This window comes from Rhizobium sp. Leaf453, assembly GCF_001425605.1.
GTDB lineage: Bacteria > Pseudomonadota > Alphaproteobacteria > Rhizobiales > Rhizobiaceae > Pararhizobium.
Genome location: NZ_LMRG01000003.1, coordinates 1 through 23506 on the forward strand (window position 1 = coordinate 1; position 23506 = coordinate 23506).

The following is a 23506-nucleotide window of genomic DNA, read 5'->3' on the forward strand; positions in this document are numbered from 1 at the left end:
CGACATTTCCAAAAAAATGAACTTTCTTACAAGTTACTGAAATTAAACACGAATTTCAAACAACAACCCAAAAACATAGGAATCCGGCGCACAATCACAAAATCCAAAGGGCAATTTCTTGCCCAAATGGTCAAATTCGCGTGGGCGTGAAAAAGGCGCCCTAAAGCGCCTTGATGCTGCTTCTCACCCGGAACTTCCGCTTCTCCAGTTCAGGGAAGAAATCGGCTGCCGTGAAGTATTCTTCCGGCGCCCAGACGCCAGGTCGCTTCGGGTTCTTCAAAACCAGCTGTGCTGCAATCGACGCGCTCATAGAGGTGCCGGCGTCGACATAGGGCGCATACATCTCGTCCGGTGTGACGATCACCTCATAACGGACCTCGACCGGCTTGCCGTCCTTCAGGCCCCTTCCGATGGCGAAATGGATTTCCGAGCTTTCCTGCTGCGGGATCCGGTGCGGATTGCGGGCGATATTGCGCTGTATGACGGCGTTGAGCACATCGAGCGGCTTGACGGTGACACCGCCGACCTCGACGGGATCGTTGAAATCACCGAAACCCGCCTTCACCAGACCGACCCAGGCTTCATGCTCGCGGTGCGGCAGATGCAGTTTCCAGGTGAACTCGCGAATACCCTTGTCTCGAATGCCGTCGGCAAGCGGCACGGTCAGCTGTTCCGAATGCGGCGAATACATGAATTCGCAACGCCCCCAAGGCTCCGGCAGGTCGATGACTTCCCTGCCCCCCATCGGCGGGCACTCCACATGACGACCGTCGAGGAACTGCGTGCTCGGATGCGCATATTCGGCCAGCACGGTCGAGACGCTGTAGGGCGGCATCAGGATCGGGTTCTCCTCGCCGGTCAGTTCCGCCGCCCAGTAGAGATTGATCTTCTCGATCGTGTCGAGTTCATCGGCGACCGCGCGGCAGATGACGTTGGACATGCCGGGATCGGCGCCGACGCCGACGACGGCGGTGACGCCCGCCGCCTTGAAGCGCTCGTGTTCGGCGATCTGCTTGACGGTGAAGGTGCCGAGGCCGCCGAGATCCATATAGGCGACGCCTGCCGCAAGCGACGCTTCAAAGATGCTCATCTGGAAGCCGAGCAAGGTCGGCACGCAATTGATGCAAAGATCAGCACCCGAAATCGCCTCGGCGAGACGCGCGGGGTCGGTCACGTCAAGATCGAACAGGTCCAGCCGGGGATCGCCCAGATCGGCAACCAGGCTTTCCATGCGCGGACGCGATGTGTCGCAGATGCGGATCGTGGTGATATCGACGATCGCGCGGTCGGAGACGAGATCACGGACAATACCGGCACCCATCAGGCCGGCGCCACCGAGAATGGAGATTTTCATAACTTGGGTGTCCTTTTCGAATTCTCGCCCGGCGGGCCATCAAGAGCGTGTCAGGAGCGACGCTCCCCTCATCCGGCGCATCGCGCCACCTTCTCCCCGATGGGGAGAAGAGAAACTTCAGACGTGCTTGCGCCCGCCTTCCTCGTAAAACCAATCGTCGGGATAGGGGTACCACCATTCGTGGATCACCGGCTTGTGGTCGATGATCACCATCTTCGAGCGGCGGAAGGCATCGAGTCCCTGGCGGCCGAGTTCGCGCCCCATGCCGGACGCTTTCCAGCCGCCGAACGGCAGTGCATCGTTGTCGATCATCGGGTTGTTGACCCAGACCATGCCGGATTCGAGGCGCTCGGCCGCTTCCATCGCCTCCTCGAGGCTGGTGGTGAAGACCGAAGCGCCGAGGCCGAAGGGGCTGTCATTGGCAAGCCGTACCGCCTCGTCGAAATCGGCGACACGGGCAATCGCGGCGACCGGACCGAAACATTCCTCCTGCATGATCGCCACGTCCGGCGTGCAACCGGTGAGGATCGTCGGTTCATAGAACCAGCCGACCGGTTCACTGTCGGGGATCTTTCCGCCGAGAACGACGGTCGCGCCCTTGGCCTTGGCATCCTCGACCAGGCGGATGACCTTGTCGCGCGCGGCCTTGCTCACCAAGGGACCGATCTCAGCACGCGTCAGGCCATTGCCGACGCGTAAGCGCCGTGTCTCGGCGGCAAACTTCTCGATGAAGGCGTCATGGATGCTGTCGACAACGAAGAAACGTTCGGCCGAGGTGCAGACCTGACCGGACAGATGGAAGGCGGCCGTGACAGCACCGGCGGCGGCGACATCGAGCGGCGCATGGGCGGTGATGATCATCGGATCGCTGCCACCGGCTTCGATGACGGCCGGCTTCATCTGGCTGGCTGCAGCGGCAGCGACTGCCTTGCCGGCCCCCACCGAGCCTGTGAAGGCGACGGCATGCGTCAAAGGCGAGGCGATCAGATATTGTGCCACATCGGCACCGCCGGGAACACAGGCGATCAGCCCCTCTGGCAGCGGTTCGAACACGCCCATGAATTCCAGCGTCGAAAGCGTCGTCGCCAGCGCCGGCTTGATGATGCAGGCATTGCCAGAGGCAAGCGACGCCGCGACCGTCCAGCACATCAAGAGGATCGGGAAGTTGAACGGCATGATGTGGACGCTGGTGCCCAGAGCCTCATAACGGGCATACTGGAACGAGCCTTTCTGTGTCGTGCCCGCCACCTTGCCGGCCTCGTCCCGCGCCATTTCGGCGAAATAACGGAAAGCGCCGGCACAATTGGCGACTTCGCCGATCGCTTCGGGATAGGGCTTTCCCATTTCCCGCGACATCAGTTCGGCGCAGATCCGCATGTCCGTCGCTTCAATCCGGTTGGCGATCCGGTGCAACACGGTCGCGCGGCTCTTGGCGTCCAGACGCTTCCATTCCGACTGGGCCGTTTTGGCAGCCAGCAGCACGGCATCCAGTTCGGCCGCCGTCGTTTCCGCGAATGTACCCTCCGGCTGAAGTGTTGCCGGATTGACCACCGTGTGGCGTTCACCCCTGGCGGCGATATAGACCGGATGCCGGTAGAACACGGGTTCGGCTGGATTGAACATGGGTTTTTCCTGTTAACGCATTTGCCTTGGCGAAATCCCCCTCACCCTGCCCTCTCCCCGCTGGGGAGAGGAGGTCCAGAGATCGCCGCGCTACTCTTCTCCCCAGCGGGGAGAAGGTGCCCGAAGGGCGGATGAGGGGCTTCTCGCTCAAGACGCGCGGAAAGCCCTCCCTCCCGATCCCCTACCGGATCATGTAAACCTTCTTGATCGTCTCATGCACGGTGCAGACGCCCTTCCAGTCCTGGGGGAAGAAAGCGGCCGTATCGGGCGTGATCTCGATCACCTCGCCGCTCTCGTGCACATAGGTGCAGCGGCCTTCGAGGAAATGGCAGAACTCGTCGCGGGTGACGTGGCAATTCCATTTGCCGGGCGTGCAGATCCACAGGCCGCATTCGGATTGCCCGTCCGGCCCCTTGTGGATCAGCTTGCCGGTCGTGCGGCTTTCGCCCTCGATCATCGTCGGGATGATGCCCCAGTCCTTGAGGTCGGTCTCGTCGAGCGGGTTGCGCATCAGCGGTGTTGCGGTCATCGGATGTTTCCTTTCGTTTTTATTCAGGCAGTTTCCGCGCTCACAAGAACAGCCGAAACACTGCCGCAGTAATGTCGAGACAGGCCGGTCAGACCAGCATGTAGATATTGCGCATGGTTTCGATCACATGGCATTCGCCGGTCCAGCCGCCGGGAAACATCACCACCGTGCCCGCCTCGACCTCGATCACCTCGCCGTCATCGGAGCGGTAAACCGCACGGCCGGCGACAAAATGGCAGAATTCGTCGCGCGGAATCGACAGGCGCCAGCGGCCGGGCGTGCAGACCCAGATGCCGGATTCCGGCTGGTTGTTCGGCCCCTTGTGGACAAGCCGGCCTGTCGATTTCGACTGGCCTTCGACACTGTCGGGTTGCAGGCCCCAGTAGACGAGATCGTCGTAGGTCGAGGCATTGTAGATGTGGGGAGCGGAGGATGGTTCAGCCATCGAACTTCCCCGTCTTTGCAAGCTGGTCGAGAATGCCGGCCGCCTTCTGCGGGCCATTCTGGGCCTGCATGTGGGCGCTGGTGGCTGCCAGTTTCGCCTTCATCGCCGGATCGTTGACGCAGGCATCGAGTTTGGCCGCCAGTTCCGCGTCCGTCCAGTCGTAGCGTGGCATTTTGAAGCCGTGGCCGGTTTCGTCGACGCGGGTGGCGTTGTCGTGACCGTCCCAGACATAGGGCATGATGATCGCCGGCTTGCCGAAATAGAGGCACTCGGTGAACGAGTTGTTGCCGCCGTGATGGATGGCCGCATCGACCTGCGGGATGACGGAGGGCTGCGGGAACCAGCTTTCGACGATTATATTGCCGGGCAGATCGCTATACTGATCCTTGTAGTCACCGACATTGACCAGCGCGCGATGGGGCAGCTTGCCGATAGTCGCGATCAGCCGTTTCAGCAGATCGGTATCGCCGGCACCAAGACTGCCGAAGGATATATAGAGAAGAGGCTTGTCATTGTTCTCGGCAAAGACAGGAACCTCGTAGGGCTTTTCCTTGCGCACGCAGCCTTCGAGATACTGGAACTGTCTTGGGTCGAGCGGATGTTCGCGCTCGAACTTCACCGATTCAGGATAGAGCAGCAGGTTCATGAACGGCGATGCTTCGAAGAACTGGCCGATCGGATAGGGCGCCTCGCCGGTCGAGGCGAGGAAGCTGTTGAAATCGTCGTGGATCGGCTTGATGACCTCCTCGAATTTCCTGCGATAGGCGGCATGGCCCGCGAGATCGTCCTGGCGGCATCCGGAGAGGTGCGGTGGGATCTTCGGGTCCTCGATCTCGTTTTCCGAGCAGGAGATGATCCGCACCCACGGCTTGCCGAACTGCTTGATCGCCGGAAACAGGATGACATTGTCGACACAGATCAGGTCCGGTTTGATCTTCGCGAGAACACCGGGCAGGTCCTTCTGCGCCCATTTGGCGCTGTCGACGATCGCTTCCCAGCAATCGCGGACATAGTTCTCAATCTGGTCATAGGGGCTCTTGCGGAAATTCGGGATATGGCCGTTGATGAAGTCTTCCCAGAATTTCGCCATCTGCTCGGGCGGCATCGGCGCCGACAGGTTGACCGGGTGGGCCTCGAAACCATAGCCCTTGTAGACATCGACAAAGCCGGGGTCGGATAGGAAGACCGCCTTGTGGCCGAGCGCTTCGACGGCCTGGGCAATGCCGACGGAATTCAGCGCCGGGCCGAAGGCTGCTTCGGGAAAGAATGCAATCGTCTTGGACATGGGTTCCCTCTTGTTCTTGTTTGGGCCGTGGCTTACGCCGCAGAATGGAAAAGCCGCGCCTTGGCGGCATCAATGCCGAGCCCGATCCGGTCGCCCGGTCGGTAGCGGGCACCGGTTTCGGCAGAAACACGGACTTGGATGGCGTTCGGAGATGCAGCGGTACGCACATGCAGCACCCGGTCAAGGCCGTGATAGGCGATCTCCTCGATCACCCCATTGAAGCCCGCATCGGCGCTCGCAACAGTGATGTGCTCAGGCCGCACGGCAAGCGATGCCGAACCGCTGCGGTCACTTGGAACGGGAAGCCGCAAACCGGGAGCCTCGAACTGGCCCGCAGGGGAAACGGCGCCTTCGATGAAATTCATCACGCCGATGAAATTGGCGACGAAGGGGTCGGCGGGCTGTTCGTAAATCTCTTCCGGCTTGCCGCATTGCAGGAGACGCCCATCTTTCAGGATCGCCATGCGGTCGGCCATGACCAAGGCTTCTTCCTGATCGTGGGTGACGATGATGAAGGTGATGCCTGCTTCGTGCTGCATGCGCTTCAGCTCAAGCTGCATCTTTTCGCGCAGCTTCTTGTCGAGCGCACCCAAAGGCTCGTCGAGCAGCAGCACCTTCGGACGCTTCACCAGAGCTCGGGCTAGCGCCACACGCTGCTTCTGGCCGCCGGACAGTTGCTCCGGTTTGCGGTCCGCGAAGCGCGCGAGATCGGTCGTTGCGAGGATTTCATCGACGCGGCGGTCGATTTCGGTGCGCGACAGCTTCTCCATTTCCAGCCCATAGGCGAGGTTCTTGCGCACGCTCATATGCGGGAACAGCGCATAGGACTGGAACATCAGGTTCAGCGGCCGCTTTTCCGGCGGCAGCGGCGAGATGTCCTGACCTTCCAGCAGCACGCGCCCGGCGGTCGGCATCTCGAAGCCGGCCAGCATGCGCAGAAGGGTCGTCTTGCCGCAGCCGGAAGGCCCGAGCAACGCGAAGAACTCCTTCTCGCGGATATCGAGCGAGACGCGATCAACCGCCGTGATCGGCCCGTAATTCTTGACGATCTCCTCGATCTTGAGGATCGGTTTTGCAGATGGTGCAGCAGCAGTCATTGGATCTGTTCTTTATTGAGCCATTGCGAAAGCAGGAGCGCCGTGGCGCTGACCGCCATGACGATGGTTGCGAGCGCATTGACTTCCGGTGTGACGCCGAAGCGGATCATCGAATAGATCTGCATGGGCAGCGTGATCGACGAACGGCCGGCACCGGCGGTGAAGAAGGCGATGATGAATTCATCGACGGACAGGGTGAAGGCGAGCAGCGCGCCGGCGATGATCGACGGCAGAAGCACCGGGAATGTGACCCGCCAGAAGGTCGTCCAGCCGGACGCGCCGAGATCGCGCGAGGCTTCGACGATCGAAAAATCGAAATGCTTCAGCCGCGCCCTGACGACGGAGCAGACGAAGGCCAGATCGAAGATGATGTGGCTGAGGATGATCGTGTGCAGCCCCATCGTCAGGTTCAGCCGAGAGAAGAAGGTCAGCAGCGCCACGGCCAGCACGATATCGGGAATGACCATTGGCGCAAAAGCGAGCGCTTCGAGCCCGTTGCTCTTGCGGGCGCGGGTTTCCATGCCGATGGCAAGCAGCGTGCCGAGCACCGTGGAAATCAGTGTCGCGAAGATGGCGACGACCAGCGTGTTCCAGGCGGCATGCAGGATTTCGTTGTTGCCCATAAGCGCGGCATACCAGTGCGTCGAGAAGCCGGACCACGAGGTCGGAAGACCCGACTCGTTGAAGGAGAGCATCACCAAGACCGCGATAGGCAGATAGAGGAAGCCGAAAACGAGGAGAAGAATGATACGGCCCGGAAGGCGCTTGGGGGCAATGCCGCTGGACATGGACATTAGGCAGCCTCCCCCTTCCGCTCGCCGCTGGCATGGGACGTGGCGCGCGCCTGCAGGAACAGCAGCGCCACCATGATGGCGATCAACACCATGCCGAGCGCGGCGCCGAAGGGCCAGTCGTTCGCGGTCAGGAACTGGTCATAGACGAGATTGCCGATCATCTGGAAGCGGCCGCCGCCGAGCAGCGCAGGCGTCACGAAATTGCCGATCGACAGCACGAAGACGAAGACCCCGCCGGCTGCCACGCCCGGAAGCGTCAGTGGCAATGTCACCCGCCAGAAGGTGCGGAAGGCGCCCGCTCCGAGATCGCGCGAAGCTTCCATCAGCTCCGGATTGAGCCGGGAAAGCGTGGAATAGATCGCGAGGATGACGAAGGGCAGATAGTTGTAGACGAGGCCGGTGATGACGGCCGCTTCCGTATAAAGCAGCGACAGCGGCTCGCCCTGATAGCCGAGATACGAGATAAATCCGTTCAGCAGCCCTTCGCGGTTCAGCAGCACGATCCAGGCATAGGTGCGGATCAGGTAATTGCTCCAGAAGGGCAGGACGGCGAAAAACAGCAGCATCGGCTGGCGCACTCGCGGCGCGCGGCTGATGGCGTAGGCCGCGGGATAAGCGATCAGGATGGCGAGAACGGTGGTCGTCAGCGCGATCCGGGCCGAATTCAGGAAGATTTTCGCATAGAGCGGATCAAAGACGCGGACGAAATTTTCAAGGGTGAAGGTATATTCGATGCCCCCCCAGGTACCACGCTGGAAGAAGGCGTAGCTGAGAACGAGCAGGCACGGCGCCACCATGAAGGCAAGAAGCCACAGCACGGCGGGTGCCGCCAGCATATTGGGTCTTGTCGTTTGATAGGCCACGCAAAGCTCCGCCGCGACCGGAACAGCCGGCTACGTCTACTACTGATCTGTCTTTACTGTCTGAAACATGATCCCGTGGCGGCGAGCCGCCACTCAGCCGCCACGGGTTGGTGGGCTACACGACGCCCCTGACGTCGCACCGCCACACAGTACAATGGGCCTAGTTGGCGGCCTTGATCTCACTGACGGCGCGGGAATATTCCTTCTGCGCGTCGCCCAGGTCACGAAGAAGCTCGTATTTCGTAAGCTCCGCCGCGGTCATGCCCATATTCGGATATTGTTTGACCAGATCCGGGCTGAGGCTTTCCATGGCGGCCTTGTTCGGCACCTTGTAGAGAATGTTCTCCGCTGCCCAGGCATGATTCTTGGCATCGAGAATGAAGTTGATGAACTTCATCGCCTCGGCCTGCTTTTCAGAGTTCTTCGTGACGACGATGGTATCGACCCAGAGATCGGAACCTTCCTTCGGCACGACGAACTTGATGTCCTTGTTTTCGGTGATGCCGTAGTTGCACCAGCCATCCCAGGCGTGAACAAGCGAGGCCTCGCCGGAAACCAGCTTCGAATAGAAGGTCGTGTCGTCATAGGCGAGCAGCGTCTTTTTGGCTTCGATCAGCAGGTTCTTGGCTTCCTCGACCTTGGCCGGATCGGTCTCGTTGACCGAATAGCCCTTGGCCAGCAAACCGGCGGCCATCAGCCAGCGGTCGGTGGCGAGCATGGTGGTCTTGCCCTTCAGGTCGTCGGAAGGCGCCAGCAGATTCATCCAGCTATCCGGCGCGTTCTTTACGACATCCGAGCGGTAGCACAGGCCGGTCGTGCCCCAGGTATAGGGAACGGAAAAGGTCGTACCCGGATCATAGGCAAGAGCCGCCGCTTCCGGATAAAGATTGGCGAGGTTCGGCACCGCAGCCTTGTCGATCGGCGCCAGCATGCCCTGATGGTTCAGGATTTCCGCAAACGGCGAGGAGACGAACACGATGTCATAACCCTTGCCCCCGCCGGCCATCAGCTTGCCCATGACTTCTTCATTGGTCGCATGATTGACGACCTCGATCTCAAGCCCGGTCGCCGCCTTGAAGGTCTCGGCGATGTCCTTGGCCATGTAGCCATCCCAATTGGATATCACCAGATCGGCCGACATCGCCGTTCCCGCCGCAAGGGTCATGGCGGACGCCGCGACAAGACCGGCCAGGCGCAATTTCACTGACGTTTTCAAGGACATCTCCCGTTGCTGGCGCAATCTGGACGCCGGCTGGGCCAAGCGTTCGTGGTCTGCGCTAAATCCATCGTCCCGGGAGGTCTCGCGATCCGACGCTCAGCCTGTCCCGAGGGTTCAACCTCTGTTCCCGAAGCGGCCCGCCGGTTATCCGGTCTATGTGTTCGCTTCGGCAGGCAGTATTATTTATAAAAAAAATACGTCAATACAGAATCGTGCACACCATGAAAATTTAACAAATGCCCTTGCGAAGCCGCCAATGACGATGCAGCATAAGCTCAAATATATGGAATGCAGGGCGATTGATGATGGGCACGGAGACAAAGAAGGTAAATCATCGCCATGTCGAACTGGCGCAGAAAATACTTGATATTGCCACTGAACGCGGAATGAGCCGCGGTGAGCGACTGCCGGAACAGGCACTCGCCTCCCGCTGCAACGTCTCCCGCACACCGATCCGCAAGGCACTACAGTTCCTCGCCGAAAAATCCCTCGTCACGGCGGAAGTGGAAGGCGGCTACCTTCTGGCAATCGACCCCGCCACCTTTCCAGGACTGGAGGATATTGCCGAACCGGCCGAAGAAACCGAACTTTACAACGCTATCCTGCGTGACGTGGCGGCCGGGAGGATCAGTGATTCCCAGACGGTCGCCAGCCTGCAGCGCCGCTATGAGGCGTCGCGCAATGCGGTGCAGAACGCGCTGACGCGACTGGCGGAAGACAATCTCGCCGAGCGCGCCGCCGGCCAGCAATGGCTGATCAAACAATTCGCCATCAGCGGTGATGCTATCGCCAAGAGCTTCGAATACCGGCTCTCCTGCGAGCCGCTTGCGCTGACCATGCCCGGCTTTCGCCGCGACATTGCCGCCATCACCTCCCTGCGCCAGTCGATGGAAATCCTGCGCTCGATGACCGAAAGCAGCTTCGACCAGAAACTGTTCGAGCGCACCGATTTCGATTTTCACATGCTGATCGCCAAAAGCTGCGGCAATCCCTTCATGTCGGAGGCGCTGTCGAGCCATCACCGCCGCCGCCGCTCCAGCCAGCCACCGGTCCATGTCAACGCTTTCCGGCTGATGCAATCGAATATGGAACATATCCAGATGCTTGAGCAGATCGAACGCGGCCAGCTTGATCTTGCGGCCGACCTGATGCGCGTGCATATCCAGCTTTCCCATTCCCAGCGACCTCGCCTTGCCGGACGCGGCGTTCCGCCCATCTTCAAGGTCGTCGGCTAGATAGCGGTGCATGCATGACCCAGCCCAAGGTGATCGCCTTCTTTCCGGAAGCCAGTTACGGCGCCGCGCTGAATTGCGTCGGCATCGCCCAGGAACTGCGCCGGCTGGGCGCCCGCCCGGTCTTCATCTGTCATCCCGGCTTTCGGGGCGTCTTCAGTGAATACGGCTTTCCGGAATACCAGCTGCAATCGGCAGGCGCCGAGAGCCAGACGGATTGGACCGACTTCATCAACCGGCATCAGGACGCCTTTCGCCAGACGCCGCTGGAACAGGTCAAAAGCTATGTTGCGCCCACCTGGGACGCCATTGTCGATACGGCAATCTCGGCCGAGGAACCGCTTCGCCAGCTTCTGGCGCAATTGAAGCCCGCAGCCATCGTGCTCGACAACGTCGTCATGTTTCCGGCCATCGCCAATGCCGGCGTGCCGTGGGTTCGTGTCATCTCCTGCGCCGAGACGGAACTGCCAGATCCGCAGGTACCGCCCTACCTTTCCGGCTGTGGCGACAGGCCGAGTAGCGAATGGGCGGCTTTTTCCCGCGCCTATTCCAAGGCCGTGGCACCGGCGCAAAAGCGCATGAACACCTTCCTCGCGGAATGCGGTCTCAACTCGTTGCCGCCGAGCGAATTCCTTGAAAACTCGCCCTTCCTCAATCTCCTCCTCTCGCCCGATATCGTCCGTTTCGATCGCCAGACACCCCTCGATCCGAAAAAGTTCATTTATCTCGATGGCTGTGTCCGGCAGGAGGCGCCCTATACGCTGCCGCACTTCGCTTCGCATCAGGATGCACCGCTGGTGCTGACCAGCTTCGGCAGTCTCGGCGCCATGGACGTCTCGATGATCAAGCGGATGATCGGCGTCTTCGAGACCCTGCCCTATCGCTTCATCGTCAATGTCGGTCCCTGGCGCGAAGACTATTCCGGCATTCCGGACAATGTCTTCCTCGACAGCTGGTTTCCGCAACCGTCCGTCGTCGAGCAATCGAGCCTGTTCATCCATCACGGCGGTAACAACAGTTTTTGCGAGGCGCTCTACTTCGGCGTCCCATCGCTGGTCATGCCATTCTGCTGGGATGGTCATGACAATGCCCGCCGGGCCGAAGATGTCGGCGTCGGCAGGCGGCTGGACCGATACCGCTGGAGCGACACCGAACTGGCGTCGACCATCACCGGCCTGCTCGACAATCCCGCCCTGCGCGATAAATTGTCCACCAACTCCACAGCGATGAAGAAAGCCGCCGGCGTGACGGTGGCAGCCCAGGCCATTCTCGACCTGATCTGAAAAGGACGCGACATGCAGGACAGGCTTTATATCGACGGCGAATGGGTGACGCCTGAACGAGGCGGTACGTTCGATGTCATCAATCCCGCGACCGAAGAGGTGATCCACAAGGCGCCGGCCGGGACGAGCAGCGATATCGACAAGGCCGTCAAGGCCGCCCGCTACGCCTTTGATACCGGACCATGGCCACATTTCACCGGCGCTGAACGCGCCGTCTACCTGCGGGCGATCGCCACGAAAATCACCGAAAAGCGTGAATTTCTGGCGAAACTCGAAGTTCTCGACAATGGCAAGCCGCTGCCGGAAGCGCTCTGGGATATCGACGATGTCGCCGGATGCTTCACCTATTACGCGGGGCTGGCGGAAGAACTGGACGCCCATCCGGAAGAGACCATCCCGCTCAGCGAGCCGCGCTTTTCCTCGCGCGTGGTCCGCGAGCCGATCGGCGTCGTTGGCGCGATCACGCCATGGAACTATCCGCTGCTGATGGTGGCGTGGAAAGTGGCGCCTGCGCTGGCCGCCGGCTGCACCATGGTGCTGAAACCGTCCGAACTGACGCCGCTGACCGCGCTCGAACTCGGCGTCATCGCCGAGGAGGCGGGTCTCCCGGCCGGCGTACTCAACATCGTCACCGGCACCGGCATGCAGGCTGGCGAACCGCTGACGGAGCACCCGCTGGTCGACAAGCTGGCCTTTACCGGCTCTGTTTCCACCGGCCGCAAAGTGATGATGGCGGGCGCGCAGGATATCAAGAATGTCAGCCTCGAACTCGGCGGCAAATCCCCCTTCGTCATCTTCGCCGACAGCGATATCGAAAAGGCCGTCGAGTGGATCATGTTCGGCATCTTCTGGAACCAGGGTCAGGTCTGTTCGGCCACCTCACGGGTTCTGGTCGAAGCAAGCATCTACGATGCCGTTCTTTCGCGGCTCTGCGAGGAAGCTGCGAAAATCAGGATCGGCAACGGCATGGAGGATGGAACGCTGCTCGGCCCGATCGTTTCCAAGGGTCAGTATGACAAGATCCTGTCGGCGATCGAGCATGCCCGCATCGACGGCGCGACCGTCTCGCATGGCGGCGGCCGCCCCGCCGGGCTGAACAGCGGTTACTTCCTGGAGCCAACCGTACTGACCGGCATGAGCGAAGGCAGCTATGTCTGGAAGGAAGAGATTTTCGGCCCGGTCGTCTGCGTCAAGCCGTTCAAGGATGAGGACGATGCCATCCGCATGGCCAATGACAGCCGCTTCGGCCTCGCCGCCGCTGTCATGTCCAAGGACGTCATTCGTGCCGAGCGCGTCGCCGAAGCCTTTCGAGCCGGCATCGTCTGGGTCAACTGCTCGCAACCGACCTTCGTCGAAGCGCCCTGGGGCGGCTACAAGCAATCCGGCATCGGCCGCGAACTCGGCCGCTGGGGCTTATCCAACTATCTGGAGACCAAGCAGATCACCCGCTTCAACAGCGACGAGCCTTGGGGATGGTACATCAAGAACTGAAGCATGCGCGCTCATGCGTCTTTGGCTGAACGTGTCCTTATCAGCATCTCACATCAGTCGATTCGTTTGAATGTCCATTTGACGACGTAATCGCCGTTGCGTTTCACCTTCGTCTTGGTCCGCAAACGCACCGGTCCACCAAGCGCGGCTTCCGCGTCCTCGAAGGCCTGGCGGGCTTCAGCCATGGCACGGTGGTAGACGCTGTTGTCGCGTTTCGGGCTGTCGGCGATCGCTTTGAGAAGGGCGACGGTGTCGAGCTTGTCTTCCACCATGATAATATGTTCCTTCCCGGTCTGAACGTCCGCCTCGTCATGAACGGGCACTGGTCCATATATCAAGCGGCGAGCGTTTCTCAATCGGAACCTCCTGCCTTGAAACCGTAGACGCTTGCCACCGAAAGCCGTAAATAATCCCATCAGATTTATTCCGGGAGAGGTTCGTCATGGCTGAAGCAGACGTTCTGGTTGTCGGAGCAGGCCCGACGGGCCTCGTCATGGCGCTCTGGCTCAATGGGCAGGGAATCAAGGTTCGAATCATCGACAAATCGGAAGGCCCCGGCGAAACCTCGCGGGCCATGGTCGTCCATGCCCGCACCCTGGAACTCTACCGGCAGTTGGGGATCGGCGACGCCGTTGCGGACGCCGGGCGGAAATCCACCGGCATCAAGATGTGGGCCGGCCGCAGGCCGCGCGCCAACATTTCGTTCGGCGATGCCGGCGAAGACATCACGCCCTATCCCTTCGTGCTGGTCTATCCGCAGGACCTGCACGAGCGCTTTCTCGTCGAGCAGTTGCGAAAAAGCGGCATCGAGGTGGAGCGGCGGACGGAGCTTGTGGATTTCACCGATGACGGCAGCATCGTGACAGCGCGCTTACGCGGCCCTGACGGGCAGGTCGAGACCTGCGAGACGCGCTATCTAGCCGGATGCGACGGCGCCCGGTCTGTGGTCCGCAAGACGCTCGGCGCCAGTTTCGAAGGCGGTACCTATGATCAGCTGTTTTACGTCGCCGACGTGGAAGCCGAGTCCGACAAGACCGACGGCGAAGTCACCATCGTCTTCGAAGGTCCGGAATTCATGCTGCTTCTGCCCTATGGAACCGACAAGACCCGGCTGATCGGAACGATCCGCGAGGATCGAATCGACAGGGACAAGGCACTCACCATCGAGGATGTTGGGCGTGAGGCAATCAGCGCCATCGGGCTCGTCATCAACAAGGTCAACTGGTTCTCCACCTACCGCGTCCATCACCGGATCACCGAACGTTTCCGGCATGGCCGCGTCTTCCTACTGGGCGATGCCGCGCATGTGCATAGTCCGGCGGGCGGACAAGGCATGAACACCGGCATCGGCGATGCCATCAACCTCGCCTGGAAGCTCGCGGCCGTGCTGAAGGGCCAGGCCGATGACAGCCTTCTCGACAGTTTCGAGCTGGAGCGGCCAGTTTTCGCGCGCAAGCTGGTCGAGACGACCGACCGCGTTTTCAGCGCCGTAACCGCACAAGGCAGCATCGCGGAATTCATGCGCACCCGCGTCGCGCCGATCTTTGCGAAAGTGGCCTGGAGCCTCGATCCCGCCCGCGAAGCCATCTTCCGCCTAGTCTCGCAGACGACGCTGGACTATCCGGAAAGTCCCTTGAGCGTCGGCAAGGCCGGAAAGGTCGAGGGCGGCGACCGGCTCCCCTTCGTGCGGTTCGACGGGCGCGACAACTATGATTCGCTCTCGGCTATCGCCTGGCAGGTCCATGTCTATGGCGCAGCTTCGGCGGAACTCAAGGCAGCTTGCGCCGACCACAACATCCAACTGCACGCGTTCGAATGGCGAGAGGAATTCGGCGACGCCGGCCTTGCTCGCGATGCGATCTACCTGCTGCGGCCCGACACTTATGTCGGGCTCGCCGATCCCTTGGGAAGTGCGGACCGGCTGAACGGCTATCTGGCCGAACGGGCGATCCGTCCGGCCTGATTCGCTGCTATTCGGCTGCTTCCACCTTCGGGGCCGGGACGTAGTTGAGGATCGGCCCCAGCCAGCGCTCGACCTCATCAATCGGCATGTCCTTGCGGGTAGCATAATCCTCGACCTGATCACGCTCCACCTTCGCGACACCGAAGTAATAGGCGTCGGGATGGCCGATATAGAGGCCGGACACCGATGATCCCGGCCACATGGCAAAGCTCTCGGTCAACGTGACGCCGATTTCCTCTTCCGCCTTCAGAAGACTGAAGAGCGTGGCCTTTTCCGTATGGTCGGGCTGGGCCGGGTAGCCCGGCGCCGGCCGGATGCCGGCATAGGGCTCGCCGATCAGGTCTTGCGGGCCGAAAGCCTCGTCGGCTGCGTAGCCCCAGAGCTCCTTGCGGACAAATTCATGCATGCGTTCGGAAAAGGCTTCGGCGAATCGATCCGCCAGCGACTTGACCATGATCGAGGAATAATCGTCATTGGCACGCTCGAACCGTTCTGCAATCGCCACTTCCTCGATGCCTGCGGTGACAACGAAGCCCCCGATATAATCGCGGACACCGCTGTCCGCTGGTGCGACGAAATCCGACAGCGCGACATTCGGCCGGCCATCCCGCTTGGCCATCTGCTGGCGCAGGGTAAAGAAGGTCGCAAGCTCGTCGCTGCGGGTTTCGTCCCTGAACAGACGAATATCGTCCTCGACGGTACCGGCCGGCCAGAAGCCGACGACTGCCTTCGGCGCGAACCATTGTTCCGCGATCACCTTGGCGAGCATGGCCTGTGCATCGGCAAACAGCTGACGGGCAGCCTCGCCCTGCCGCTCATCGTCGAGGATTTTCGGATAGACGCCCTTCATCTCCCAGGTCTGGAAGAACGGCGTCCAGTCGATATACTCGGCCAGTTCTGCAAGATCCCAGCCCTGAAACACGCGCGTTCCAAGAAAGGATGGCGCCTTCGGCTGATAAGTGCTCCAATCGACCTTCTGGCTATTGGCGCGGGCCTTTGCCAGCGGCAGGCGCTGTTTTTCCAACTCGTTGCGGGCGTGAGCGTCAGCAACCTTCCTGTATTCGGCCCGCACGGTCTCGATGTAACCATCCTTCATCTCCGGCGACAGCAGGCCGGAGACGATGCCGACGGCGCGGCTCGCGTCCGTGACATAGATCGCCTGTCCCTGATGGTAGCGCGGATGAATCTTGACAGCGGTATGCACGCGGCTGGTCGTGGCACCGCCGATCAGTAGCGGAATATCCAGGCCTTCGCGTTCCATTTCGGCCGCTACATGCGCCATCTCGTCGAGCGACGGGGTGATCAGGCCGGATAGACCGATAATATCGACCTTGCGCTCGCGCGCGACTTTGAGAATCTTCGACGAAGGAACCATGACACCGAGATCGATGATCTCGTAATTGTTGCAGGCCAGCACGACGCCGACGATGTTCTTGCCGATATCGTGGACATCGCCCTTCACCGTCGCCATCAGCACCTTGCCGGCACTCAGGCGTTCGCCCTCGCCACCGCCTGCAAGGCGTTCGGCTTCCATGTAAGGCAGCAGCACGGCGACGGCCTGCTTCATCACGCGAGCGGATTTCACCACCTGCGGCAGGAACATCTTACCCGCGCCGAAGAGATCGCCGACCACGTTCATGCCCGCCATCAGCGGACCTTCGATCACATGCAGCGGCCGCTCGGCATTGACGCGCGCCTCTTCCGTGTCGGCATCGATAAACTCGGTGATACCGTTGACCAGCGCGTGCTCCAGCCGTTTTTCGACCGGCCATTCGCGCCATTTCAGATCGCGCTCCTTTGCTTCCTTGCCGGCAGCGCCTTTGAAGCGCTCTGCAAGCTCCAGCATCCGCTCGGTCGAATCGGGACGGCGGTTGAGGACGACGTCTTCGCAGGCTTCCTTCAGTTCCGGTTCGATCTGGTCGTAGACGGCAAGCTGGCCGGCATTGACAATGCCCATATCCATGCCCGCCTGGATGGCGTGATAGAGGAACACGGCATGCATGGCCTCGCGCACCGGCTCGTTGCCACGGAAAGAGAAGGACAGGTTCGAAACGCCGCCGGAAACATGCACATGCGGCAGCGTCGCGATGATCTCGCGCGTCGCTTCGATGAAATCGACGCCGTAATTGTTGTGTTCCTCGATACCGGTGGCGACGGCGAAAATGTTCGGGTCGAAGATAATGTCTTCCGGCGCAAAACCTGCTTTTTCGGTCAAAAGCCTGTAGGCACGCGTGCAGATTTCGACCTTGCGGGCCTGCGTATCCGCCTGCCCCTGTTCATCGAACGCCATGACCACGACGGCCGCACCATAGGCGCGGCAAAGCCGGGCGTGATGCAGGAACGCCTCCTCGCCTTCCTTCATGGAAATGGAGTTGACCAGTGGCTTGCCCTGGACGCATTTCAGCCCGGCCTCGATGATCTCCCATTTCGACGAATCGATCATGACAGGCACGCGGGCGATATCCGGTTCGGCCGCGATCAGGTTGAGGAACTCGACCATGGCCTGTTTCGAATCGATCAGGCCCTCGTCCATGTTGACATCGATGATCTGGGCGCCGTTGGCCACCTGGTCGCGGGCAATATCCAGCGCTTCGGAATAATTGCCTGCCGTGATCAGTTTGCGGAACTTGGCGGAACCCGTGACGTTGGTGCGTTCGCCGACATTGACGAAGGGAATGTCCTTGGTCAGCGTGAACGGCTCCAGTCCGGAAAGCTTCATCAACCGCGGTACGTCCGGGATGACGCGTGGGGCATGCCTGGCCACAGCCTCGGCGATAGCGCGGATATGGGCGGGCGTCGAGCCGCAGCAGCCGCCGACAATATTGACCAGCCCCTCACGGGCAAAATCCTCGATCTGCGCCGCCATCTCCTCCGGCGTTTCGTCATAGCGGCCGAATTCGTTCGGCAGGCCGGCATTCGGATAGGCGCAGACGAAGGTATCGGCAACGCTGGAAATTTCGGCGAGGTGCGCACGCATGGCGTTTGCGCCGAGTGCGCAGTTCAGCCCGATGGTGAAAGGATCGGCGTGGCGCACGGAATGCCAGAAGGCCGTCGGTGTCTGGCCGGAAAGCGTACGTCCGGAAAGGTCCGTGATCGTGCCGGAAATCATCACCGGCAGCCGCACGCCCTTCTCGACAAACACTTCCTCGGTCGCAAAAATCGCTGCCTTGGCGTTCAGCGTGTCGAAGATCGTCTCGATCAGGATGATATCTGCGCCACCATCAATCAGACCCCGCACCTGCTCGGCATAGGCGATCCGCAGGTCATCGAAGGTAACGGCGCGAAAGCCGGGATTGTTCACATCCGGAGAGATCGAGGCGGTTCGGTTTGTTGGCCCGAGCGCGCCGGCAACAAACCGGCGCTTGCCGTCCACCTGCTGCGCGCGCAAACCGGCGCGGCGGGCAAGACGGGCACCGTCGCGATTGAGTTCATAGACCATCGCTTCCATGCCGTAGTCGGCCTGGGCGATGGAGGTCGACGAAAACGTGTTGGTCTCAAGGATATCAGCGCCAGCAATGGCATAGTTGTAATGGATTTCTTCGATCGCACCGGGCTGGGTGAGCGTCAGAAGGTCGTTATTGCCCTGCAGGTGGCATTCGCAGGCTGCGAATCGATCGCCGCGAAAATTGTCCTCACCCAGCCCTAGCTGCTGGATTTCCGTCCCCATCGCGCCATCCATGATCAGGATGCGTTCGCGCGCCGCCGCCTTCAGTGCGGCCATGACCTCGGATCCATCCGGTTGCGGGAATACGGCGCCGAAAAGGGCTTCGATGGCGGACATGGGAAATCTCCCGTTCTGAAAACGACAAAACTCGAATTTCAGAATTCACATAAAGATATCTTTATGTCAACATATGATTGCCGCAGATTATCTCCTTAAACGCAAACGGCCCGCGTCTGGAAGAAGCGGGCCGTTCAAAACGAAGACGGAAAAATTGGCTCAAAGCCTCTTCAGGCAATCGTCCAATTCATAGATCGCACAAATGATATGGTAGAACGTGCTGGCGGGCGCCGGCTCGTCGATGAAGCTGCCGTCTGCCTTCTGCTTGTCGCGCCAAAGGCCCTTCACCGGCGTATCGAGAAAGCGCATGAGCGCCGTAGCGGCCCGCACGGCCGAACGTAGATAGCGTTCGCGCTCTTCGCCTTGAGTGAGTGTCGCAAATCGGATCGATGCCTTCAGCCATTCCGTCTGCGGCCAGAGACGGGCAATCGGATCGTGAACCGAAAAGTCGTCCAACAGCGTCATGACGACGACTTCGCGCGGCTGAGCGATGCCGTACTGCTCACCGATCTCAAACAGTCGGCGCGCCTTGACCAGTGCATCCGCGTTACCGCGCCGCTCGCCCCAGCGCAGCAGCAGCCAAGCCCATTCGAACTGATGACCTGGCTCGACGATCCGTCCCTTGTCACCGGGCATCGGTGCCCAGTCATGGTCGAAGAATTCACGCAACGCGCCAGTCTCTGCATCGATGAAATGATCCATGCACAGCGTGGCGATCTCGTCGGCGAGATTGGTCCAGGCGACGGTGTCAAAACCATCAACGCTTTCGCAAGCCAGGCAGGCCTCGAACAGATGCATGTGCGGATTGGAACCGAGCGGCAGACGCGACGGATTGTCTTCCTCGAAACCGATTGTGGGATGCTTGCAATGGGCCTCGAGCTTTTCGCGCAGCGTATTGCTGCGCTCGATCATCTCCGCTTTCCGCTCCGGGAAAACCTGCGCCAGATAGGCGAAGGAGAGCAGTGCGAACGCCTGATTGTAAAGGTCGAAGGATGGGTCAAGCAGATTACCATCCGCATCCGCCAGCGCGCCGAAAAAGCCGCTCGGCTGCAGAAAGACGCGATCGAAATAGGCTGTGCCGGAGGTCGCAAGCGTCTGCCAGTCACCAGTCCAGCCACGGCGTCCCGCTTCGGCGAAGCAATAGACCTGACGGGGCTGGACGCGTGACCGGCGGTTTGCGCGCGCCGGCTCGCCGGTCATGTCGATGGTTTCGACAAAGCCGCCACCGGGGCCGTCAAAACCCTTTTCCTGCCAGAGCGGCAACGCCGCTCCGGTCAGCCATTCGTTCAGCGTTGCGGAAAAGCCTGCAATATCCATCGGCAAAAAATCCATTCCAGCAAATGCGCTTTGAAAATATCGATAGACCCGGGATTACGCCAGCTTTAGCGCGTCATTGTCCTTGCCGAGGATTTGAGACAATGCCTCGACGACCATATTGTGGTCCTCGCGCTGCGGCAGGCCGGAAACGGTGACGGCACCGATGCAGCCCGTGCCCCTGACGACAATCGGGAAGCTGCCGCCATGCGGTGCGTAATCCGCATCCGGCAGGCCGAACTTCGCCTGGATCGTGCTGTCCTGCTTGGCGAGCGACAGGCCGACGGCATAGCTGCTCTTCAGGAAGCGGAAGACGCAATTGCGCTTGCGGCGCACCCAGTGCGGGTTGTCAGGCGTCGCGCCCTCGAGCGCCGTATAGAAGACCGGCATCGAAAACAACGTGACGTCGATCACCACGCCCAACTTTCGCTCGACAGCCATCTCCCGCAGCAAAGAGCCCAGCGCCCAGCCGCTTTCGAGATTGAAACTTTCGAACTGCAGCTCGCTTTCCTGAACGGCGATCCGCTCCAGATCCGCTTCGATACCCATGTGTCCCCTATCCTTTTCTCAGTCTTTCCAGAGCCAGGCCGCGCCACGCACGCCCGAGCTGTCACCATGCACGGCCTTGCGGATCGGCGTTTCGAAGCTGTCTCCGAAAATGTATTTGACGATCAGGTCCGGCAATTCATCGTAGATTTCATCGACATTCGACATGCCGCCACCCAGCACGAAAACATCGGGATCGACGACATTGGTGAGAAGCGCGAGACTGCGCGCCAGCCGGTCGACGAAACGCTGGTAGACGGCGGTCGCCACCGGCTCGCCATTGCGCTTGTCGGCAATGATATCGCGGCCGCGCCTGTCGACGCCCGTTGTCGTGCGATAGTCGAGCTCAAGACCGGTGCCACAGGCATACATATCGAGGCAGCCGTGCTTTCCACACCAGCACTTGGGTCCCGGATATTCCTCAGGCGTCATCCACGGCAGGGGATAATGACCGATCTCTGCCGCAACACCCTGATAGCCGGCATGCACATGCTTGCCGATGGCGAGGCCACCGCCATGGCCGGTGCCGACGATGATGCCGAATACCGTGTGCTCATCCTTGCCCGCGCCATCCACCGCTTCTGACACCGCGAGACAATTGGCATCGTTGGCCAGCCGGACCTCGCGGCAGAGCGCGGCCTGAAGATCACGGCCCAGCGGCTGGCCATTCAAAAGCACGGCATTGGAATTGCGCACGATGCCGGTGCGCGGATTGGGGCTACCTGGAATGCCGATGCCGACGGTACCGCGTTCTCCGGCCATCTGCTCGGCCGTCGCTACAAGTTCCTGCACGGCGCGCACGCAGGCGTCATAACCGCTGTTGGGCGTAGCGATCCGGTGCCTTGCCCTTGTTGCGCCATCGCGATCGAGCGCAATGACTTCCATTTTCGTGCCGCCCCAATCAATTCCAATGAACATGCTGGATCAAACTCTTGTGCGTCTCGTTGTTAAGCGGCACCGTAACGGCCGGGTCTCCTCCCCGTTGCGCCGCACCCTGCTTAACATCGGAAAAGCATCCGGCGCCAGCCCCACACAGGCGCGTCACGGAAAAAGCAGCGGGCGGGTACGCAGGAAAACACTTGGCTAAAGCTCAAGCCTTTTGTATGGGTTCTTCCGGTCGGTCCCATAGCTCAGCAGGATAGAGCGCAGGATTCCTAATCCTGAGGCCATTGGTTCGAATCCAATTGGGATCACCATTCTTCCAGCCGACCGGCAGGCGACATTTCCCAAACCTACTGATTGATGAGATCGGTCCGCCCAAAGAAAAAGGCCGGGTGAAAACCCGACCTCTCCGACCCGTCTCGACAACAGCTGCCAGTTCATCCGTGGTCAGCCGCTGGAAACGAATTCCATGAGCGCAATATGGCGCAGCAATGTAACCGTTTCAAGACACAACGAAAAATCAGGAAATTTCCCGTCACGCCGCGTCCAGCGCCATGGTGAGATCTGCAATCAGGTCGTCCGGGTGCTCTATCCCGATCGACAGGCGGATGGTGGATTCCAAGACCCCGATGCGCTGGCGGACATCGATCGGCACGCCGGAATGGGTCATACTGGCCGGGTGGCTGGCGAGCGATTCCGTTCCGCCAAGGCTGACGGCGAGCTTGAATATCTGCAGCGCGTTGAGAAATTTGAACGACGCAGGCTGCCCGCCGCGGATGTCGAAGGAAAATGTCGAACCGGCGCCGGTGCATTGCGCGGCAAAGGTCTTGCCGAGCGGCGACTGCGGATCGTGATAGGGCAGATAGTGGATGCCCTCGACATTCGGATGATCTCGCAGGAAATTCGCGACTTCCAATGCATTGCTGTTGGCCTTCTCCATGCGGATCGACAGCGTTTCCAGCGAGCGGCCAAGCATCCAGCAGGAATGGGGGTCGAGCTGCGTGCCGATGGCGCCGCGCAGCGCCTTGACCTGTTTCATCACTGCTTTGGAGCCGAGTGCTGCACCCGCGATCAGGTCGGAGTGACCGCCGACATATTTGGTCAGCGAATACAGCGAAATATCCGCGCCATGTTCGATCGGCCGCTGAAAAACCGGACCGAGCAGGGTGTTGTCGCAGGCGACAACAGGCGTATGCCCCTGCGCCTTGCCGATTCTGTCGGCGAGCCTGCGGATCATCGCGATATCAACGAGACTGTTGGTCGGGTTGGCCGGCGTTTCGATCAGGATCATCGAGACGCGGCCCTTGGCCATCGCCGCCTCCGCCGCCGATTGTACGCTCTCTTCATTGACGCCATCGGCAAACCCGACCGCTGCAACACCAAGGTTCAGGAAGGTCCGGGCAAGCAGCGTCTCCGTGCCGCCATAGAGCGGCTGCGAATGAAGGATCGCATCACCGGGTCGCACGAAGGCGAGCAGGGTCGTGGCGATCGCCGACATGCCGGAGGAAAACAGCGCGCAGCTCTCCGTACGCTCGAACACCGCCAGCCGGTCCTCAACGATTTCGCTGTTCGGATGATTGAAGCGGGAATAGACGAGGCCCGCCCCTCTTCCGCGGACTTGAATACAAAGGTCGAGGTCAGGAAGACGGGCGGCTTGACTGCGCCCTCGGAGAGTTCCGGGTCGTAGCCGTAGTTCAGCATCAGCGTTTCGGGATGAAGCTTGTGATTGCCGATATGGGTCTTGGAGGGATGCGGCGCAGTCATGGCGGTCTCCGGCTTCAATGCGACTTTCAGAAGTCTACATC

At 60.6% G+C, this 23506-nt stretch carries 18 protein-coding genes, 1 tRNA gene and 1 pseudogene; 5 read left to right on the top strand and 15 right to left on the bottom strand.

From position 1 onward, the window contains the following. Positions 1–160 precede the first annotated feature (160 nt). The 9 genes from ASG68_RS05715 to ASG68_RS05755 all read right to left on the bottom strand — a co-directional run bounded on the left by ASG68_RS05715 (position 161) and on the right by ASG68_RS05755 (position 9206). A complete protein-coding gene (locus ASG68_RS05715; RefSeq protein ID WP_062603943.1) occupies positions 161–1354 on the bottom strand; it encodes a saccharopine dehydrogenase family protein in 1194 nt (397 codons plus the stop codon). 117 nt (positions 1355–1471) lie between these two features. Further along, positions 1472–2977: an aldehyde dehydrogenase family protein gene (locus ASG68_RS05720; RefSeq protein ID WP_082478556.1), complete on the bottom strand. Its 1506-nt coding sequence runs from the start codon at positions 2975–2977 to the stop codon at positions 1472–1474. Positions 2978–3158: 181 nt separating this feature from the next. Then, the gene (locus tag ASG68_RS05725) at positions 3159–3506 is read right to left on the bottom strand and encodes a cupin domain-containing protein (protein WP_062577481.1); all 348 of its coding nucleotides are present in this window, start codon (positions 3504–3506) and stop codon (positions 3159–3161) included. An 88-nt stretch (positions 3507–3594) separates the two neighbouring features. Then, positions 3595–3951, bottom strand: coding sequence for a cupin domain-containing protein (locus ASG68_RS05730; RefSeq protein ID WP_062577483.1), 357 nt, complete (start codon positions 3949–3951; stop codon positions 3595–3597). Then, positions 3944–5236 (bottom strand): nucleotide disphospho-sugar-binding domain-containing protein, encoded by a 1293-nt coding sequence (locus ASG68_RS05735; protein WP_062577485.1) that lies wholly within the window; start codon positions 5234–5236, stop codon positions 3944–3946. The genes ASG68_RS05730 and ASG68_RS05735 overlap by 8 nt, the downstream gene beginning before the upstream one ends. A gap of 32 nt (positions 5237–5268) precedes the next feature. Beyond that, positions 5269–6333: an ABC transporter ATP-binding protein gene (locus ASG68_RS05740; RefSeq protein ID WP_062577487.1), complete on the bottom strand. Its 1065-nt coding sequence runs from the start codon at positions 6331–6333 to the stop codon at positions 5269–5271. Then, the gene (locus ASG68_RS05745) at positions 6330–7121 is read right to left on the bottom strand and encodes an ABC transporter permease (protein WP_156373954.1); all 792 of its coding nucleotides are present in this window, start codon (positions 7119–7121) and stop codon (positions 6330–6332) included. The genes ASG68_RS05740 and ASG68_RS05745 overlap by 4 nt, the downstream gene beginning before the upstream one ends. Before the next feature lie 5 nt (positions 7122–7126). After that, positions 7127–7963, bottom strand: a complete 837-nt coding sequence (locus tag ASG68_RS05750) for an ABC transporter permease (protein WP_062577491.1) — start codon at positions 7961–7963, stop codon at positions 7127–7129. 187 nt (positions 7964–8150) lie between these two features. Further along, complete coding sequence (locus tag ASG68_RS05755) at positions 8151–9206, bottom strand: spermidine/putrescine ABC transporter substrate-binding protein (RefSeq protein ID WP_244484118.1); 1056 nt, start codon at positions 9204–9206, stop codon at positions 8151–8153. Positions 9207–9514: 308 nt separating this feature from the next. Between ASG68_RS05755 and ASG68_RS05760 the strand changes: the two genes are divergently transcribed. The 3 genes from ASG68_RS05760 to ASG68_RS05770 are packed head-to-tail and all read left to right on the top strand — an operon-like array spanning position 9515 to position 13215. Beyond that, positions 9515–10444 (top strand): GntR family transcriptional regulator, encoded by a 930-nt coding sequence (locus ASG68_RS05760; protein ID WP_062609159.1) that lies wholly within the window; start codon positions 9515–9517, stop codon positions 10442–10444. A 14-nt stretch (positions 10445–10458) separates the two neighbouring features. Next, complete coding sequence (locus tag ASG68_RS05765) at positions 10459–11724, top strand: glycosyltransferase (RefSeq protein ID WP_062577498.1); 1266 nt, start codon at positions 10459–10461, stop codon at positions 11722–11724. A gap of 12 nt (positions 11725–11736) precedes the next feature. After that, positions 11737–13215 (top strand): aldehyde dehydrogenase family protein, encoded by a 1479-nt coding sequence (locus ASG68_RS05770; protein WP_062577500.1) that lies wholly within the window; start codon positions 11737–11739, stop codon positions 13213–13215. Positions 13216–13268: 53 nt separating this feature from the next. Here the strand turns inward: ASG68_RS05770 and ASG68_RS05775 are convergent, their stop codons facing one another. Next, positions 13269–13487, bottom strand: coding sequence for a hypothetical protein (locus tag ASG68_RS05775; protein ID WP_062577733.1), 219 nt, complete (start codon positions 13485–13487; stop codon positions 13269–13271). 170 nt (positions 13488–13657) lie between these two features. Between ASG68_RS05775 and ASG68_RS05780 the strand changes: the two genes are divergently transcribed. Beyond that, positions 13658–15178: an FAD-dependent monooxygenase gene (locus tag ASG68_RS05780; RefSeq protein WP_062577501.1), complete on the top strand. Its 1521-nt coding sequence runs from the start codon at positions 13658–13660 to the stop codon at positions 15176–15178. Between the two features lie 7 nt (positions 15179–15185). Here the strand turns inward: ASG68_RS05780 and metH are convergent, their stop codons facing one another. The 4 genes from metH to ASG68_RS05800 all read right to left on the bottom strand — a co-directional run bounded on the left by metH (position 15186) and on the right by ASG68_RS05800 (position 21737). Next, a complete protein-coding gene (metH, locus tag ASG68_RS05785; RefSeq protein WP_062609160.1) occupies positions 15186–18959 on the bottom strand; it encodes a methionine synthase in 3774 nt (1257 codons plus the stop codon). A 159-nt stretch (positions 18960–19118) separates the two neighbouring features. Next, positions 19119–20276 (bottom strand): AGE family epimerase/isomerase, encoded by a 1158-nt coding sequence (locus ASG68_RS05790; RefSeq protein WP_062577735.1) that lies wholly within the window; start codon positions 20274–20276, stop codon positions 19119–19121. A 54-nt stretch (positions 20277–20330) separates the two neighbouring features. Then, on the bottom strand, positions 20331–20822 hold the full coding sequence (locus ASG68_RS05795; protein ID WP_062577504.1) for a heme-degrading domain-containing protein: 492 nt from the start codon (positions 20820–20822) through the stop codon (positions 20331–20333). Positions 20823–20840: 18 nt separating this feature from the next. Next, entirely contained in the window at positions 20841–21737 is an 897-nt protein-coding gene (locus ASG68_RS05800; protein ID WP_062577505.1) for an ROK family protein, read from the bottom strand. A gap of 201 nt (positions 21738–21938) precedes the next feature. On the opposite strand from ASG68_RS05800, the gene ASG68_RS05805 reads away from it, so the two are divergent. Next, a tRNA-Arg gene (locus tag ASG68_RS05805) sits at positions 21939–22015 on the top strand. A 221-nt stretch (positions 22016–22236) separates the two neighbouring features. Here ASG68_RS05805 and ASG68_RS05810 read toward each other — a convergent pair. Continuing rightward, positions 22237–23465: pseudogene (locus ASG68_RS05810) on the bottom strand (cystathionine gamma-synthase family protein). Between the last annotated feature and the right edge of the window lie 41 nt (positions 23466–23506).

Bases quoted from the DNA above. Each gene is read 5' to 3' on its own strand.
- ASG68_RS05715 (WP_062603943.1), bottom strand. From the start codon at position 1,354: ATGAAAATCTCCATTCTCGGTGGCGCCGGCCTGATGGGTGCCGGTATT.
- ASG68_RS05720 (WP_082478556.1), bottom strand. From the start codon at position 2,977: ATGTTCAATCCAGCCGAACCCGTGTTCTACCGGCATCCGGTCTATATC.
- ASG68_RS05725 (WP_062577481.1), bottom strand. From the start codon at position 3,506: ATGACCGCAACACCGCTGATGCGCAACCCGCTCGACGAGACCGACCTC.
- ASG68_RS05730 (WP_062577483.1), bottom strand. From the start codon at position 3,951: ATGGCTGAACCATCCTCCGCTCCCCACATCTACAATGCCTCGACCTAC.
- ASG68_RS05735 (WP_062577485.1), bottom strand. From the start codon at position 5,236: ATGTCCAAGACGATTGCATTCTTTCCCGAAGCAGCCTTCGGCCCGGCG.
- ASG68_RS05740 (WP_062577487.1), bottom strand. From the start codon at position 6,333: ATGACTGCTGCTGCACCATCTGCAAAACCGATCCTCAAGATCGAGGAG.
- ASG68_RS05745 (WP_156373954.1), bottom strand. From the start codon at position 7,121: ATGTCCAGCGGCATTGCCCCCAAGCGCCTTCCGGGCCGTATCATTCTT.
- ASG68_RS05750 (WP_062577491.1), bottom strand. From the start codon at position 7,963: ATGCTGGCGGCACCCGCCGTGCTGTGGCTTCTTGCCTTCATGGTGGCG.
- ASG68_RS05760 (WP_062609159.1), top strand. From the start codon at position 9,515: ATGGGCACGGAGACAAAGAAGGTAAATCATCGCCATGTCGAACTGGCG.
- ASG68_RS05765 (WP_062577498.1), top strand. From the start codon at position 10,459: ATGACCCAGCCCAAGGTGATCGCCTTCTTTCCGGAAGCCAGTTACGGC.
- ASG68_RS05770 (WP_062577500.1), top strand. From the start codon at position 11,737: ATGCAGGACAGGCTTTATATCGACGGCGAATGGGTGACGCCTGAACGA.
- ASG68_RS05775 (WP_062577733.1), bottom strand. From the start codon at position 13,487: ATGGTGGAAGACAAGCTCGACACCGTCGCCCTTCTCAAAGCGATCGCC.
- ASG68_RS05780 (WP_062577501.1), top strand. From the start codon at position 13,658: ATGGCTGAAGCAGACGTTCTGGTTGTCGGAGCAGGCCCGACGGGCCTC.
- metH (WP_062609160.1), bottom strand. From the start codon at position 18,959: ATGTCCGCCATCGAAGCCCTTTTCGGCGCCGTATTCCCGCAACCGGAT.
- ASG68_RS05790 (WP_062577735.1), bottom strand. From the start codon at position 20,276: ATGGATATTGCAGGCTTTTCCGCAACGCTGAACGAATGGCTGACCGGA.
- ASG68_RS05795 (WP_062577504.1), bottom strand. From the start codon at position 20,822: ATGGGTATCGAAGCGGATCTGGAGCGGATCGCCGTTCAGGAAAGCGAG.
- ASG68_RS05800 (WP_062577505.1), bottom strand. From the start codon at position 21,737: ATGTTCATTGGAATTGATTGGGGCGGCACGAAAATGGAAGTCATTGCG.